Annotated in this window: 13 protein-coding genes; 11 read left to right on the top strand and 2 right to left on the bottom strand. The window is 57.1% G+C overall.

The window, feature by feature from the left end; genetic code table 11:
* The 3 genes from tssI to ACWR1S_RS22715 form a co-directional block, all read left to right on the top strand.
* Window positions 1-1442 (top strand): type VI secretion system tip protein TssI/VgrG (gene tssI / locus ACWR1S_RS22705; RefSeq protein WP_454565076.1); only part of this gene is annotated, 1442 nt, incomplete at its 5' end.
* Window positions 1439-4711, top strand: coding sequence for a hypothetical protein (locus ACWR1S_RS22710; RefSeq protein WP_454565077.1), 3273 nt, complete (start codon window positions 1439-1441; stop codon window positions 4709-4711). The genes tssI and ACWR1S_RS22710, both read left to right, overlap by 4 nt.
* Window positions 4712-5262: 551 nt before the next feature.
* On the top strand, window positions 5263-5934 hold the full coding sequence (locus ACWR1S_RS22715) for a hypothetical protein (protein WP_454565107.1): 672 nt from the start codon (window positions 5263-5265) through the stop codon (window positions 5932-5934).
* 9 nt (window positions 5935-5943) lie between these two features.
* On the opposite strand, the gene ACWR1S_RS22720 is transcribed toward ACWR1S_RS22715, so the two are convergent.
* Entirely contained in the window at window positions 5944-6663 is a 720-nt protein-coding gene (locus ACWR1S_RS22720) for a tellurite resistance TerB family protein (protein WP_454565078.1), read from the bottom strand.
* 178 nt (window positions 6664-6841) lie between these two features.
* Here ACWR1S_RS22720 and ACWR1S_RS22725 point away from each other — a divergent pair, with 178 nt between their 5' ends.
* The 8 genes from ACWR1S_RS22725 (at window position 6842) to ACWR1S_RS22760 (ending at window position 17039) form a co-directional block, all read left to right on the top strand.
* On the top strand, window positions 6842-7756 hold the full coding sequence (locus tag ACWR1S_RS22725; RefSeq protein WP_007949637.1) for a LysR family transcriptional regulator: 915 nt from the start codon (window positions 6842-6844) through the stop codon (window positions 7754-7756).
* 131 nt (window positions 7757-7887) lie between these two features.
* Window positions 7888-9345 carry a gamma-aminobutyraldehyde dehydrogenase gene (locus ACWR1S_RS22730; protein ID WP_414916573.1) on the top strand — a complete coding sequence of 486 codons (1458 nt, stop codon included), beginning with the start codon at window positions 7888-7890 and terminating at the stop codon, window positions 9343-9345.
* Between the two features lie 83 nt (window positions 9346-9428).
* Window positions 9429-10580 carry a putative ABC transporter substrate-binding protein YdcS gene (gene ydcS, locus ACWR1S_RS22735; RefSeq protein WP_454565079.1) on the top strand — a complete coding sequence of 384 codons (1152 nt, stop codon included), beginning with the start codon at window positions 9429-9431 and terminating at the stop codon, window positions 10578-10580.
* 360 nt (window positions 10581-10940) lie between these two features.
* Window positions 10941-11978 (top strand): ABC transporter ATP-binding protein, encoded by a 1038-nt coding sequence (locus tag ACWR1S_RS22740; protein ID WP_454565080.1) that lies wholly within the window; start codon window positions 10941-10943, stop codon window positions 11976-11978.
* A 16-nt stretch (window positions 11979-11994) separates the two neighbouring features.
* Window positions 11995-12915, top strand: coding sequence for an ABC transporter permease (locus tag ACWR1S_RS22745; protein WP_454565108.1), 921 nt, complete (start codon window positions 11995-11997; stop codon window positions 12913-12915).
* A complete protein-coding gene (locus ACWR1S_RS22750; RefSeq protein ID WP_454565081.1) occupies window positions 12905-13732 on the top strand; it encodes an ABC transporter permease in 828 nt (275 codons plus the stop codon). The genes ACWR1S_RS22745 and ACWR1S_RS22750 overlap by 11 nt, the downstream gene beginning before the upstream one ends.
* A 165-nt stretch (window positions 13733-13897) precedes the next feature.
* Window positions 13898-15322, top strand: coding sequence for a gamma-aminobutyraldehyde dehydrogenase (locus ACWR1S_RS22755; RefSeq protein ID WP_454565082.1), 1425 nt, complete (start codon window positions 13898-13900; stop codon window positions 15320-15322).
* A 232-nt stretch (window positions 15323-15554) separates the two neighbouring features.
* Window positions 15555-17039 (top strand): APC family permease, encoded by a 1485-nt coding sequence (locus tag ACWR1S_RS22760; protein ID WP_007908950.1) that lies wholly within the window; start codon window positions 15555-15557, stop codon window positions 17037-17039.
* Here ACWR1S_RS22760 and ACWR1S_RS22765 read toward each other — a convergent pair.
* The gene (locus tag ACWR1S_RS22765; RefSeq protein ID WP_160056119.1) at window positions 17036-17200 is read right to left on the bottom strand and encodes a hypothetical protein; all 165 of its coding nucleotides are present in this window, start codon (window positions 17198-17200) and stop codon (window positions 17036-17038) included. The genes ACWR1S_RS22760 and ACWR1S_RS22765 overlap by 4 nt on opposite strands.
* Between the last annotated feature and the right edge of the window lie 110 nt (window positions 17201-17310).

The raw sequence follows: 17310 nt of genomic DNA on the forward strand, positions 1-17310 counted from the left end.
AAACCCGCACCAGCCGCACCACCCGCCGCGATTACGACTTCGAAAAACCGCGCCTGACGCTGGAAAGCGAAAACCGTAGCGACGCCCTGCCCGACCTCGAGGACTACGATTATCCGGGTCGTTTCATTGACCGCGAACGCGGCAAACACCTGGCCAAACGCGCCCTCGAACGCCATCGCAGCGATTTCAAACTGGCCGAAGGCAAGAGCGATCAACCGTTGCTGGTCAGCGGCCACTTCCTCGCCCTGACCGCGCACCCGAAAGCCAAATGGAATGACCTCTGGCTGCTCACCGAAGTCCACCACGAAGGCAAGCAGCCGCAAGTCCTCGAAGAGTCGGTAACCAGCGACACCACTGCACTCAAAGACGATTTCCACCAGGGCTACCGCAACCGCTTCCAGGCCACGCCGTGGGACGTGCCCAACCGCCCGCCCCTGCGCCACCCGAAACCGCGCATCCTCGGCAGCCAGAGCGCCGTGGTCACCGGCCCGAAAGGCGAAGAAATCCACTGCGACGAATACGGCCGCGTCAAAGTCCAGTTCCACTGGGATCGCGAAGGCCAGGCCGACGACAAAACCAGCTGCTGGCTGCGCGTCTCCAGCGCCTGGGCCGGCGCCCAGTACGGCGGCATCGCCATCCCGCGCATCGGCATGGAAGTGCTGGTCACCTTCCTTGAGGGCGACCCCGATCAACCGTTGATCAGCGGCTGCCTGTACCACAAGGAAAACACCGTCCCGTATGAACTGCCGGCGAACAAGACCCGCAGCACCTTCAAAACCCTGAGCTCGATGGGCGGCGGTGGTTACAACGAACTGCGCATCGAAGACAAAAAAGGTCAGGAACAGATCTACCTGCACGCCCAGCGCGACTGGGATGAAAACATCGAGCACGACCAGAAGATCCGCGTCGGCAACGAACGTCACGACACCGTCGAAAAGAACAGCTACACGGAATTCAAGGCCGAAGAACACCACACCGTCTACGCCGATCGCAAAGTCGAAGCGCGGGCGAATGATCATCTCACCGTGGGCGTGAATCAGCACATCAAGATTGGGACTGGGCAGTTCATTGATGCGGGGCAGGAAATTCATCTTGATAGTGGCACCAAAATCGTAATGGAAGCCGGTAGCGAACTGACCCTGATTGGCGGCGGCAGCTTCATCAAGATCGACGCCAGTGGCGTTACACTGAGCGGCCCGGTGATAGACATGAACTCCGGCGGCAGTCCAGTTAGCGGGACGGGAGCTGCAGCGGCACTTCCAGTGCCACCCAAGCCAGCAGATAACGCTCCGGTCGGGCAACTCCTGGGCAATGCACCGCTAAATAAACCCGCCGCGAGAAATACCAGCGAAAAAGGTAAAGAGGCCCTCATCGTCGATGTGTGGGGCGATCCCGAATCAGGCAGCCAATTGCAATTGCTGAGGCCAGAGGACAAGGCATGAGTGAGTTCAAGGACAAATCCATTAACGAAGGAACGCGTAAGAAAGTCGACTACGAGAATGATCAAAAATACCGGCTGGTGCTTAACGTAGAACGTATCGACGGCGGGCACCTGCAGATTCCCATCATGGTGGACGCGAAAACCACTGAGGAACTGGATAGGTTCCAGAAAAATATTGTGCTTGCCGTCACACCTCTCGCTCGCCTGCCCGGCCACGACAAGCTCAATGAAACTCTGCAGGGCGGCGTGCCGCGCGCGGGTCGCGTCTATGTGTTCCAAAACAACAAAGTTTGGCGTGAACTCGTTACCGATGGCAAAGGGCAGTTGGCCGAAGTTGACCTGGCCCACTGGCGAAAAGTGGGGGATCAAAAAGGCAACGCCGATAAACGTGAGCCGGTGGGCGTCAACCAGCAGTTGATCCTGGTACCGATGATTCTCGACGGCCGCTTTTTGGGTCGACAATTCAGCATGGCTTTCAGTGAAGTTTCCTGGACGTGGGAATACATCACCTGGCTGGAAGAAGACCCAAGCCGAATCAGGGCCCGCAGCCAAAATATGGCCTCCGCCTGGGCAGCAACAGCGGGTGACACGACGATCTGGAAGGCAACATCAATTCACCCCGCGACACAGATCACAAAACTGACCAAAGGCCTGCGTTCACGCGACTTCAGCATTGAAGCGGCTATGGAAGATCCTGCGCAGTTCACGCCGGACTTCGCAGCCTTCAAACCCGATGCGCTAATCGTGAAGCTGCAAAAGCGCAAAGAAGAGCTTGCCCAGAAAATCAAACACGCGCCACCGCCGGCTCTACCGACCCTAGAGGCTGGAGAGGATTTGCTAACCCAAAACGGACTGCGTGGTTACCCGCATCTGATTGGGATGATTCTCGACGATCCGTTATACGAAGTGCGCCACGCGACGGCGCAAATTCGCGAATGTGTTGATTATCTGCAGACTCTGAATGCTCTTGTTCCCCATCAGCAACATGGACAATATGCTCAGGTTTTGTACAGCGCGCTCGCAGGGCCATTAGCCGATTTAAAAGACAAGGTCGATTGGCCAAAATTGCAGAGTGTCGTATTCGAAAACGAGCGAAAAAAATGTCGAGAGAAATTGGCAGCACTACTGTCTCGCCTTATTGACGTAACTAACAAAAAATTGCATACAGTCCTTCTCGACTGGTGTTATAGAAATGATGAGGGTCTCTTAGAGCCTTACAGCTTAATGACCGAAATACTTGAGGCGCTCAATCAATTACCGAATCGTTGCGATGCAATGTACACCGGCCAAGGATACAAAGAGATTACTGCGTCCTCAAATCGCATTTGCGAGGCCATATTGAAAGGTGAGCACCCGCTTGGCTCACTGTTATTAGCAAAAAATCAGGAGCAGCTTCCAGAAACGATAAAACGAATTATCAAACTTAGAAAAAAAACCCAAGCGCCCGATCCAGCATTGACCGGGCTAAGTACTTTGATCCTGACATCTACGTTGACCGGGGCAGTGGATCAGCCAAGTGCGGGGAAGGGTTTCATTTATTTTCTCGCGGACTTATTCGATAATTTTGGTGCAAGCGTAGTAGCGCAAATTAGCCGAATATCTCAAGATGCCTCAAAAATCCAGCTTGATCGGATATTCACGCCCGCATTCTCGACACTTTCAGCGCTACTCCCAAAAGTAGCAACTATAAAACTGATGCAACAAGGCCAAGCGCTCGCACAGGATTATGTCGTTATTGGTGTACAAGGCGCTGGTTTGCGCGGCGGACTCACTGAAGTCGAACGCCAGGCATTAACAAGAAAAAGTTATCGCTATGCGACGCTGCATAATCAATCAGGTGAAACTTTAGGTAGCACAAGTCCACGAACAGGTCGTTCGTCACGTCCCAGCTTGCGGAATTTAACTGTAATTGCCATACCAAAAGACCATCCAGACTTGGCAAGCTACAGCACCTTTCGTGTACAAATGAGCTCAACAACGCAAGTTCTGGAAAAAAACAAAGCAATACCAACATTAATGGTAGCGTTTGCAACATATAATATTTGGGCACAGATAAAAGCTTACAAAGACCTTAGCGCCAGCAATGAGGCACTTCGAGGCAGCGCAGGAATAGCCAGCGCAACACTGGATTTATCCGCAGCACTGGGAAGTCACAGCAAGCTACTATTCGGCTCTACGATGGAGCGAAAGTTAACCAAGCCGCGATTTGACATAGCAAAAATCTCTATAAACTGGGCGCGAAACTTAAAAAATCAAACGGGTAGTTCAAAACTACCATTACTCCGCTCGGTAGGTGGTATTGCAACCCTTGGAGGAGCGGTGCTTGGTGGATGGGACAGCTACCGATCCTTCAGTCAAGGCGATACTGATGCAGCCGCAGCGTATGGAGTTGTTGCAGTTGGCAGTGGCTTGTGGGGCGCTTATGGATTAGGCCTGGTTGTAAATCCATACATCTTGCTTGCTGGCGTAGTAATGACTATCGGCGGCACAATTGCTGCGAATATATTCACTGACAGTGACACTGAAATTATCGTAAAAAAAGGCCCTTTTGGCGTTCAATTTGCCGAGGCGGGAATGTTAGACAGCCTCATTGGCAAGCGTGATATCTTTACACATTTAAAAGACCAGAAAATAGCTTACCAGCAACTTCTTGGCATCATCGGGAGACCCCAAATCTTTGTTGAGCGTTTATCTGAATGGCGCAAGAAGGCGCCTATCGCTCACCGAATCGCATTACAAAGCGCAGATAACAATCGGTCAAAAAAGCCTGACTCAGCACTGGAATGCGTGCTTCCTGAAAAGCAATTACTGAATGACAATGATTGGGCTGTAGTTTTGAGCTCACCTCTATTGTCAATGTTTGAAAATGATAAAAAGTTCCGATTAATCGCACAGGAATTCCAAAGCAAACTAGAGAGGTCTGGATTATTAGCTGTCAAACGGTATAACCGTGTACCGGCGGTAAATCCAAAGATCTCTGCCTTACCACTCGATGCGACCAGCGTACTGTACATTCTGTCACCTAGCCTTCCCGTTGCGCACCTCACTCCACTGCAACGCTACAGCTTCGAAATGACTGAGGGGCTTAAAATCAGCGCGCAATTTGAACTCAGCGTTAACGAAACAGAAGATATTTTAGTGCTGCCTCAACCTAGTCCAAAAAAATGGAAAGCATTTACTACTAAAGATCGCCAAACACCTCCGGATAACATTCCTCCCGAGGATGCACCCGCTTATTGGCAGATTGAAATAATCGAGTCTAAAGTATGATTACTGAACTAGATAAAATCTATGCGAATGGAGCATACCGAAGCAACAGCAAAAAACCTTTGCCTCCACCTCGCAGCACGGAAGATGCAAACCGGACCGGGATATTTAACACTCATTTGGCGTTTGGCAATTACGCCAACTTAGAGCCGGAGGTAGAAGTCAGTTCTCAACTTGAAACTATCAGACTCTTGGTCAGGGATAAAAAAAGCGATCACGACGAAGAAACCTATTGCAGCAATAAACGCTGGAAATTTCAAAACTCCAGCAAAGTCTCCCATTTTTTTTTCGTACTTAAGCTCGTTTGCTATTCGTTCATCTGGGCACCGTGGGTTCTAGGGGTCTTTGGTTCTATAGGAGCAGAGCTAGGATATGGCAACCCTGGCACTGCAGGAGGTGCGTTCATTGGTATTTCCACCGCCATTTTGATGCTCACCTCTCTCGTGTTATTCATGAAGGGAAATAAATTTGCTCACTACATGCAAATCCTGGGATTTGTAGCCGGTGCAATGACTACCTATTGGATACAAGGCTCATTATTCAGTGCAAACTCAATGTGTATCGCCCTATGGGCAGGCGCCTTTCTATATTTCGTAGCCTCTCTCGGCACCGACGCACTATTGTGGACTCATAGTAAAATCAGCACGCATGATGGCAGCGAATTCAATCGAACTGATGGCATGCTCAGATTCAAAAGGCGCTTCCGTCAGCTATTCGTTGCACCGTTTGAAGAGTTTGACCCAGTGCTTCAACTGCTTCCTAATGGCTTTGGCTCCCATGACTATGCTCTGTGGTTGCATCACCGTTATACGGATAACAAAATTTGCTTGGCGACCAAGGTTCACTCGCTGGGATTGGATCAGTCGAACGCACTCGCGTTTTGGGATTGTCTGCAGCGTTACATGGATGTCACACAGCCGTTGCCTGACCTGCCTGCGCTTGAGCAAAGTCGCCATCTTGATCCCGTGACTGCGGCCCACGATGTAAAAACAGGCCGCAACCCACGTCGATGGAGAGATCAGTCAGAAAAAGGATGGGCCACAGGCGGCCTGAAAACTCTGTCCAGGCAACTGCAAGAGTATCCATGGCAAAAGGAGGCTTGCATCGTCAAAGCGCGTATCGATCCATCGTTGACGATTGAGGCGTATTACCGCTCTCAAGAAGCGAAAGGCATAGTTGCTACTCCGAAGGCCGATGATTTTGATGACGTTCATCGGCCCGGATGATGTAGCGCTTCAGTTCGACTGTCGCACCTGCTTCTCCAACTCCACCTTCAACCCCGGCTCCAGGTTCAATTGCCGCGCCAGTTCATCCAGGTAGCTCTTCTCCATAAAGTTTTCCTCATCCACCAACATCACGCTGGCGATGTACATCTCAGCCGCCATCTCCGGCGTACTCGCAGCGCGAGCAACGTCTGTGGGATCAAGGGGTTTGTTGAGTTCGGCGTGGAGCCAGTGTTGCAGTTCCTGGTCGTTGTCGAGTTTGGTGAATTCGCCTTCGATCAGTTCGCGTTCGCGGTCATCTATGTGGCCGTCGGCCTTCGCGGCAGCGACCAGCGCCTTGAGGATGGCCTGGCTGTGTTGTTCGGCCTGCGCCGGTGGCAGACGATCAAGGGTCTGCGGTTCACTTTGTGGGGCGGTGCCTTTCTGCGCGTTGTAGTTGCCATAAGCCTTGTAAGCCAGCACGCCGAGCGCCGCGAGGCCACCGTAGATCGCGACCTTGCCGCCAACCTTGCGCACCTTCTTGTTACCGAGCAGCAGGCCCATCGCGCCAGCCGCCAACGCACCACCGCCCGCACCTGACAGCAGACTGCCGAGTCCACCGGAGCCAGAAGCGCCGCCAAGCAAACCGCCCAAGCCACCGCCAGCCGGTTTGTTCTGAGTGCCACCGGCCTTGTTCTGCAACAGATCCTGGCCGGACTTGAGCAGTTGATCGAGCAATCCACGGGTGTTCATGTTCCGCCTCCAAAACAGGGGTTATCCGGATCTATAAGGCCTCCAGCCTAGTTCGAAAGTGCCCCTGCCCTGCTTGCGAGTGTGCTTCCAGATGTTGCTCAGTACGGCCAAGCCGTTCGCGAAAATAGATATACACTCAGGCCAATCGATAAAAACCGCCCACTGGGTAGCCCTTCTCATGATGACCCTGCGTCAGATTCGTCACTTCATCGCCGTGGCCGAAACCGGTTCGATCTCCGCCGCCGCACAAACCGCGTTCATTTCCCAATCGACCCTGACCCTGGCGATCCAGCAACTGGAAGAAGAAATCGGTGTCAGTCTGTTCAGCCGCCATGCCAAGGGCATGACCCTTACGCACCAGGGTCACCAATTCCTACGCCAGGCGCACCTGATTCTGGCGACTGTGGACAACGCCAAACGCAGCCTGCAACAGAGCACCGATCAGGTCGCCGGCCAGTTGATCGTCGGCGTGACCAGTCTGGTCGCCGGTTATTACCTGGCAGATTTGCTCACCCGTTTTCAACGCGCCTATCCCAACGTCGAAATCCGCGTGATGGAAGACGAGCGCCCTTACATTGAGCATTTGCTGGTCAGCGGCGAAATCGATGTCGGCGTGCTGATCCTCTCCAACCTCGAAGACCGCCACGCCTTGCAGACCGAGGTGCTAACCCATTCGCCGCACCGTTTGTGGCTGCCAGCGCAGCACCCATTGCTGGAACACGACAGCATCAACCTCGCCGATGTCGCCCGCGAGCCGTTGATTCAACTCAACGTCGATGAAATGGATCGCAACGCCCAGCGTTTCTGGCGCGGTTCCGGGCTGCAACCGAAGATCACTCTGAGAACCGCGTCCACCGAGGCCGTGCGGAGTCTGGTCGCCGCCGGTTTGGGCGTGTCGATTCAGCCGGACATGACCTATCGCCCGTGGTCACTGGAGGGCGACATCATCGAAGCACGGCCCATCGCCGACCTCAACCAGACCTTGGACGTCGGTCTGGCCTGGCGCCGTGGCACCGCGCGTCCGGCGCTGGTCGATCCATTTCTCACCGTCGCCCGCGAGCAACCCCACGGCGGACGCAAGCCATCTATTTAATCGAATGCTGCCTTCAGTATTTAGAATTTGTCGACCTCGGAGCCGCGCACTAGTCTTGCTGCATCTATAAGACGGTCGGCTCCCGATATCAGGGAGCAACAATGGCCACACAAGAAAAGAGATCGCGGAAAATGGCTGGCGCGCAGACCCCGATGTGTACCGCGTTGTTGATCGATGGCGAATTGGTCGCTGGGGAAGGTTTTGTCGAGCCGATTCTCAATCCGGCCACCGGCGAAATCCTCACGCACATCGCCGAGGCCAGCACCGAGCAAGTCGAAGCCGCCATCCTCGCCGCCCACCGCGCCTTTGCCGAGTGGTCGCGCACCACGCCGCAGCAACGTTCGAACCTGTTGCTCGAGATCGCCAACGCCGTGGAAAAACACGCCGACCACCTCGCCCGCCTCGAATCGCTGAACTGCGGCAAGCCGTTGCACCTGGCGCGTCAGGACGATTTGACCGCGACCGTCGATGTGTTCCGCTTCTTCGCCGGCGCCGTGCGTTGCCAGACCGGTCAGCTCAGCGGCGAATACCTGCCGGGCTACACCAGCATGGTGCGCCGCGATCCGATTGGCGTGGTCGCCTCGATTGCGCCGTGGAATTACCCGATCATGATGGCCGCGTGGAAAATCGCCCCGGCCCTCGCCGCCGGCAACACGCTGGTGTTCAAACCGTCCGAACACACGCCGCTGTCGATCCTCGCTCTGGCGCCAGCGCTGGCTGAAATCCTCCCGCGCGGGGTGATCAACATCATCTGCGGTGGCGGCGAAGGCGTCGGCAGCCACTTGGTCGGCCACGCCAAAGTGCGCATGGTTTCGCTGACCGGCGATATCGTCACCGGCCAGAAAATCCTCCAGGCCGCCGCGAAAACCCTGAAACGCACGCACCTCGAACTCGGCGGCAAAGCCCCGGTGATCGTCTGCAACGACGCCGACATTCAAGCCGTAGTCGAAGGCGTGCGCACCTACGGTTATTACAATGCCGGGCAGGACTGCACCGCCGCGTGCCGGATCTACGCGCAGGCCGGGATTCACGACAAATTGGTTGCCGAACTCGGCGCCGCCGTCAGCAGCCTGCGCTTCGCCGGCAAACGTGATGCCGACAACGAGATCGGCCCGCTGATCAGCACCCGCCAGCGTGACCGCGTCGCCAGTTTCGTCGAGCGCGCCCTCGGTCAACCGCACATCGAACGCGTGACCGGTGCGGCGGTGCATTCCGGCGCCGGTTTCTACTATCAACCGACCTTGCTCGCCGGTTGCAAACAGAGCGACGAAATCGTCCAGCGCGAAGTGTTCGGCCCGGTGGTCACCGTGACCCGTTTCGACGAACTCGCGCAGGCCGTCGACTGGGCCAATGATTCGGAATACGGCCTCGCCTCGTCGGTGTGGACGCAAAATCTGGACAAAGCGATGCAAGTCGCCGCGCGCTTGCAGTACGGCTGCACGTGGATCAACAGCCATTTCATGCTGGTCAGCGAAATGCCCCACGGCGGGCTGAAACGCTCCGGCTACGGCAAAGACTTATCCAGTGATTCGCTGCAGGACTACAGCGTGGTGCGGCACATCATGGCCCGCCACGGCCAGCATCTCTGACTACGCTAATAACAAGCCGCCAACGGCATGCTTCACCGCGTTCACAACTGCCCCGACCATAATTTAAAGAAGAGGGTTCAACCATGTTCGTGCACAAGACCGCACTGCTCAGTGCAATCACCACGGCCTTGCTGGCCAGCGCCAGCCTGCAAGCCGCCGAGCCGTTGAAGGCTGTTGGCGCTGGCGAAGGTCAGCTGGATATCGTTGCGTGGCCGGGTTACATCGAACGTGGCGAGAGCGACAAAGCCTACGACTGGGTGACCGGTTTCGAAAAAGAAACCGGCTGCAAGGTCAATGTGAAGACCGCTGCGACCTCGGACGAAATGGTCAGCCTGATGGCCAAGGGCGGTTACGACCTGGTCACCGCGTCGGGCGATGCGTCGTTGCGGCTGATCGTCGGCAAGCGTGTGCAGCCTATCAACACCGCGTTGATCCCGAACTGGAACACCCTCGACCCGCGCCTGAAAGACGCGCCGTGGTACGTGGTCAACAAGCAGACTTACGGCACCCCGTACCAGTGGGGCCCGAACGTGCTGATGTACAACACCAACGTGTTCAAGACTGCGCCGACCAGTTGGAACGTGGTGTTCGCCGCGCAGGATCTGCCGGATGGCAAGCCGAACAAGGGCCGCGTGCAGGCCTATGACGGCCCGATTTACATCGCCGACGCGGCGCTGTATCTGAAATCGACTAAACCAGAACTCGGCATCAAGGATCCGTACCAACTCACCGAAGATCAGTACAAAGCCGTACTCGACCTGCTGCGCGCGCAGCAGCCGCTGATCCACCGCTACTGGCACGACACCACGGTGCAGATGAGCGACTTCAAAAACGAAGGCGTGGTGGCGTCGAGCGCCTGGCCGTATCAGGTCAATGGCCTGATGAACGAGAAGCAGCCGATCGCGTCGACCATTCCGAAAGAAGGCGCAACGGGTTGGGCTGATACCACCATGTTGCACGCCGAGGCCAAGCACCCGAACTGCGCGTACAAGTGGATGGACTGGTCGCTGAAACCGAAAGTCCAGGGTGATGTGGCGGCGTGGTTTGGTTCGTTGCCGGCGGTGCCGGCGGCGTGCAAGGAGAGCGAATTGCTTGGCGCTGAAGGTTGCAAGACCAACGGTTTCGACCAGTTCGACAAGATCGCCTTCTGGAAAACCCCGCAGGCTGAAGGTGGCAAGTTCGTGCCGTATAGCCGCTGGACCCAGGATTACATCGCGATCATGGGCGGCCGCTAAGCCCGGGAGCGACTCGATCGAGCTCCCTTTCCCCCTCGCCCCTCTGGGGGAGAGGGCTGGGGTGAGGGGGTAGCTTTTGACCTTGCCTTTGACTTCAGAGCAACGGCCAATAAAGCCACCCTCCACCCCCCGCCCTCTCCCGGAGGGAGAGGGAGCTAAAAGCAGATCGCATTCACCGTTAGATGTCGATCGTTCCCACGCTCTGCGTGGGAATGCATCACCGGACGCTCCGCGTCCATTCGCACGAAGTGACGCAGAGCGTCACAGGCTGCATTCCCACGCAGAGCGTGGGAACGATCATTCGGAAGAAGTCCAGGCTGGGCCGCTGCGACGGCCCTCGCCTTTTTGGAGCACCGCACCATGACGCTTGCAGTCCAGTTCACCAACGTTTCCCGGCAGTTCGGCGACGTAAAAGCCGTTGACCGGGTCTCCATCGATATCGAGGACGGCGAGTTCTTTTCCATGCTCGGCCCTTCCGGCTCGGGCAAAACCACGTGCCTGCGCCTGATCGCCGGGTTCGAACAACCGAGCGCCGGCTCGATCCGCATCCACGGCGCCGAAGCGGCCGGATTGCCGCCGTATCAGCGTGACGTCAACACGGTGTTTCAGGATTACGCGCTGTTCCCGCACATGAACGTCCTCGACAACGTCGCCTACGGCTTGAAGGTCAAAGGCGTCGGCAAGACCGAACGGCACAAACGCGCCGAAGAAGCCTTGGACATGGTCGCCCTCGGCGGTTATGGCGCGCGCAAACCGGTGCAATTGTCCGGCGGTCAGCGCCAGCGTGTGGCCCTCGCCCGCGCCTTGGTCAATCGTCCGCGCGTGCTGTTGCTTGATGAGCCTTTGGGCGCGCTCGACCTAAAACTTCGCGAACAAATGCAGAGCGAACTGAAGAAGCTGCAACGCCAGCTCGGCATCACTTTCATCTTCGTCACCCACGATCAAACCGAAGCGCTGTCGATGTCCGATCGCGTCGCCGTGTTCAACAAGGGCCGCATCGAACAGGTCGACACGCCGCGCAATCTGTACATGAAACCGACCACCACGTTTGTCGCCGAATTCGTCGGCACCTCGAACGTGATTCGTGGCGATCTGGCGCGTGAAATCAGCGGCCATCCGCAGCCGTTTTCAATCCGCCCGGAACATGTGCGTTTCGCCGAAGGCCCACTGGCCAGCCACGAGATCGAAGTCAGCGGCGTGCTCCATGACATCCAGTATCAGGGCAGCGCCACGCGCTATGAATTGAAGTTGGAAAACGGCCAGACCCTGAGCATCAGCCACGCCAACAATCAGTGGATCGACAGCAGCGCACAGCATCAGACCGGCCAGCGCCTGAGCGCGCGTTGGGCGCGGGAAGCGATGATTCCGTTGCACGACACCGTGGCGAGCGGGGTGTGACATGAGCACGCTCGCGATGACTGCATCGCCGCCGTTGCGCAGGTTTTCCAACCTGCTCTATCGCAAGCCCAACCTGTACTTATCGATGCTGCTGGTGCCGCCACTGCTGTGGTTCGGCGCGATTTATCTCGGCTCGCTGCTGGTGCTGTTGTGGCAGGGTTTCTACACCTTCGACGACTTCACCATGGCGGTCACGCCGGACCTGACCCTGGCCAATTTCGCCGCGCTGTTTCAGCCGTCGAACTTCGACATCATCCTGCGCACGCTGAGCATGGCCGTCGTCGTGTCGATCGCCAGCGCCATCGTCGCCTTCCCGATTGCCTACTACATGGCGCGCTACACCACCGGCAAAACCAAGGCGTTTTTCTACATCGCGGTGATGATGCCGATGTGGGCGAGTTACATCGTCAAGGCCTATGCGTGGACGTTGCTGCTGGCCAAGGGCGGCGTGGCGCAGTGGTTCGTGCAGCACTTGGGGATGGAGCCGGTTTTGCAGTTTATTTTGGGGATTCCCGGCGTCGGCGGCAGCACCTTGTCGACCTCGCATCTCGGGCGATTCATGGTGTTCGTTTATATCTGGCTGCCGTTCATGATCCTGCCGATTCAGGCTTCGCTGGAGCGTCTGCCGCCGTCGCTGTTGCAGGCCTCTGCTGACCTTGGTGCAAAGCCGCGTCAGACCTTTATGCAGGTGATTTTGCCGCTGTCGATTCCGGGCATTGCCGCGGGTTCGATCTTCACGTTTTCGCTGACCCTGGGCGACTTCATCGTGCCGCAACTGGTCGGGCCGCCGGGCTACTTCGTCGGCAGCATGGTGTACGCGCAGCAAGGTGCGATCGGCAATATGCCGATGGCGGCGGCGTTCACCTTGGTGCCGATTGTGTTGATCGCGGTTTACCTGTCCATCGTCAAACGTCTGGGGGCCTTCGATGCGCTCTAATTCAGAAAAGCAGGGGGAGAAAGCTTCTTTAGGTTTGCGCATCGCAGCCTGGGGCGGGTTGGTGTTTCTGCACTTCCCGATACTGATCATCTTCCTCTATGCCTTCAACACCGAAGAAGCCGCGTTCAGTTTTCCACCGAAAGGCTTCACGTTGCACTGGTTCAGTGTGGCGTTTTCGCGGCCGGATGTTCTGGAGTCGATCAAGCTTTCACTGCAGATCGCAGCCATCGCCACGCTGATTGCGATGGTGCTCGGCACGCTGGCTTCGGCAGCGCTGTACCGCCGTGACTTCTTCGGCAAACAGGGCATTTCGCTGATGCTGATTTTGCCGATTGCGTTACCGGGGATCATCACCGGGATCGCCCTGCTGGCGACGTTCAAGACGCTGGGGATCGAGCCGGGGATGTTCACCATCATCGTCGGCCACGCGACCTTCTGCGTGGTGATTGTTTACAACAATGTTATCGCCCGCCTACGCCGTACTTCGCACAGTTTGGTCGAGGCCTCGATGGACCTCGGCGCCGATGGCTGGCAGACCTTCCGCTACATCATCTTGCCGAACCTCGGCTCGGCGTTGCTGGCCGGCGGCATGTTGGCGTTTGCGCTGTCGTTCGACGAAATCATCGTCACCACGTTTACCGCCGGGCATGAGCGCACGTTGCCGTTGTGGCTGCTCAATCAGTTGAGCCGGCCACGGGACGTGCCGGTGACCAACGTCGTCGCGATGCTGGTGATGATGGTGACGATGCTGCCGATCCTCGGCGCGTATTACCTGACGCGCGGCGGCGAAAGCGTTGCCGGAAGCGGTGGCAAATAAATATCTAACAAACACCAAAAATCCCCGTGGGAGCGAGCCTGCTCGCGAAGAGGCCGTCACATCCGACATTGATGTCGACTGACACATCGCTTTCGCGAGCAAGCTCGCTCCCACAGGGTTCTCGATTCGGCCAGAACAATAAAAGTGTTAGTGAGGACAACAGACATGCAAACCAAACTCTTGATCAACGGCCAACTGGTCAACGGCGAAGGCCCGGCGCAACCGGTGCTCAACCCTTCGCTCGGCGAAGTCCTGGTAGAAATCAACGAAGCCACTGAAGCCCAGGTCGATGCCGCCGTGCGCGCCGCCGACAACGCTTTCGCCGAGTGGTCGCAAACCGCGCCGAAAGACCGCTCACTGCTGCTGCTCAAACTCGCCGACGCCATCGAAGCCCACGGCGCAGAGCTGGCCAAACTCGAATCCGACAACTGCGGCAAACCCTACAGCGCCGCGCTCAACGACGAGATTCCGGCAATTGCCGACGTGTTCCGTTTCTTTGCCGGCGCCAGCCGTTGCATGAGCGGTTCGGCCGGGGGCGAATACCTGCCCGGCCACACCTCAATGATCCGTCGCGACCCGGTCGGCGTCATCGCCTCCATCGCGCCGTGGAACTACCCGTTGATGATGGTCGCCTGGAAAATCGCCCCGGCGCTGGCCGCCGGTAATACCGTGGTGCTCAAGCCGTCGGAACAAACCCCGCTGACCGCGTTGCGTCTGGCCGAACTGGCGTCGGAAATCTTCCCGGCGGGTGTACTCAATCTGGTATTTGGTCGCGGTCCTACCGTCGGCAGTCCGTTGGTCACGCACCCGAAAGTGCGCATGGTTTCGCTGACCGGCTCCATCGCCACGGGCGCCAACATCATTTCCAGCACTGCCGACAGCGTTAAACGCATGCACATGGAACTGGGCGGCAAGGCACCCGTAATCATTTTCGATGACGCCGATATCGATGCGGCGGTGGAAGGCATTCGTACCTTTGGTTTCTACAACGCCGGGCAGGATTGCACGGCGGCGTGCCGGATCTATGCGCAGCAAGGTATCTACGACAAATTTGTCGAGAAGCTCGGTGCGGCGGTCAGCAGCATCAAGTACGGCTTGCAGGATGATCCGTCGACCGAGCTGGGGCCGCTGATCACTGCACAACATCGCGACCGTGTGGCCGGATTCGTCGAGCGTGCTGTGGCGCAGTCGCACATTCGTTTGATCACTGGCGGCAAGGCTGTCGAGGGCAATGGTTTCTTCTTTGAACCAACCGTTCTGGCCGATGCGCAGCAGGACGACGAAATCGTTCGTCGCGAAGTGTTTGGGCCGGTGGTTTCGGTGACCCAGTTCACCGATGAAGCTCAGGCGCTGGAGTGGGCTAACGATTCGGACTACGGCCTCGCCTCCTCCGTGTGGACCGCCGATGTAGGACGCGCGCATCGCATGTCGGCGCGTTTGCAGTACGGCTGCACGTGGGTGAATACGCACTTCATGCTCGTCAGCGAAATGCCCCATGGCGGTCAGAAATTGTCCGGTTACGGCAAGGACATGTCCATGTACGGGCTGGAGGACTACACCACGGTTCGGCATGTGATGTTCAAGCATTAAAAAAAGCATCGTCGGATCGCCGCCCGGAGCCGGCTCACTCCTACATGGAATTGCATTTCAACCTGTAGGAGTGAGCCTGCTCGCGATGGCGTCAACTCCGGCTTCAAGGCAGAAACCGGCACTACGCACCACCAGGATCCCAAAACAATAACTACCGACCCGGGCGGCGCCTGCATGGCCCCGCCACGGCCTCGGCCATCCGAAATCTGCCGATTTCACGGAGCAAACACACATGAGTTCCTCACCCGATCTCGCCACAGCCGTTGCCGACAGCGATGCCGAACAACTACGCAAACTGGGCTACACCTCGAACTTCAACCGCAGCATGAGCCTGTGGGAAAACTTCGCTCTGGGCTTCACTTATCTGTCACCGGTCGTAGGGGTTTATACCCTCTTCGGCCTGTGCCTCGCCGCCGGCGGCCCACCGATGTTCTGGGCTTACTTGCTGGTCGGTTGCGGCCAGCTGCTGGTGTGCCTGATCTTCGGCGAAGTGGTTTCGCAGTTCCCGATTTCCGGCGGCGTTTACCCTTGGGCACGCCGCTTGGTCGGTAAAAAATGGGCATGGATGGTCGGCTGGATCTACTCCATCGCCCTCTGCGTCACCATCGCTGCGGTCGCCGTCGGTGCTGGCCCGTATCTGGCCGCCATGCTCGGTTTTGAGCCGAGCAACAACACCAACATCGTCATCGCGCTGGTGCTGACCCTGTTCGCCACACTGGTCAACCTCAGCGGCACCAAAGTGCTGGCGCGCATCGCCATGTTCGGTTTTCTCTGCGAACTGGTGGGCGCGGTGATCGTCGGCGTTTATTTGCTGGTGTTCGAACGCCATCAACCGCTCAGCGTGCTGTTCAACACCTTCGACATCAGCGTCGACGGCTCGTACCTGCCGGCCTTCCTCACTGCTTCGCTGGCGGGGATGTTCCTTTACTACGGCTTCGAGGCCTGCGGCGACGTTGCCGAAGAAACCCCGAACCCGAGCGCAAAAATCCCGGTGGCCATGCGCATGACCATCTACATCGGCGGCATCGCGGCGATGTTCGCCTGCCTGGCACTGATCCTCGCCGTACCGGACATGCAAGCGGTGATTAACGGCACCGACAAAGACCCGGTCACCACCATCCTCAACAACGCCTTCGGCCCGGTCGGTTCGAAAGTGGTGATGGGCGTGGTGATGATTTCCTTCATCTCCTGCGTCATCAGCCTACAAGCAGCGGCGAGCCGTCTGCTGTACTCCTACGCTCGCGACGAAATGGTCATCGGCAGCCGACTGCTGAAAAAGATTTCTCCTACCACCCAAGTACCGGTTGCCGCACTGTTCGTGTCCGGCGTCCTGCCGGCCCTGATCATCGCCCTCGGCTTCTTCCTGCAAGACGCCGTCGCAACCATCGTCAGCTTCGCCGCCATCGGCATCTACCTCGCGTTCCAGATGATCGTGCTGGCCGCGCTGTACGCCCGCAGCAAAGGCTGGAAACCAAGCGGCAAATTCACCCTCGGCGCCTGGGGCTGGCCGGTGAACATCGGCGCGCTGGTGTATGGCGTTGGCGCAATCATCAACATGGCTTGGCCACGTACGCCGGATGCAGCGTGGTATGTGAACTATGCGATGGTGTTGAGCACGGCGATCGTGATTGGCTTGGGCTTGGTTTACATGTGGATTGGCAAGCCGTATGACCATGGCAAGGCGCCGGCTGGGGATGCTTGGAAGGTGAGTCGCTAAGAAGAATCACCCCGGAATCGAGATTTGATTCCGGGGTCTCCTCGAAGCACTGTCATCAATTCATCAGTACGCCATTTGATATCGGCTTTACCTCTAACAGCTTCGAAGCGATCCAGATCGATCACCTTTCTCTTTTTACCCTTCGCTTCATCTTTGCTCACAGAATTGCTTCTCCCTTTTCCCGATTGCTAACTCATAAAGGAAAATCTTCGGTGCAGGGATGGTTTAGCAGCGGAATCTAAAAAAACAGGCATTTCCTACAGACACAGCC

The organism is Pseudomonas sp. AIG (genome assembly GCF_977020205.1).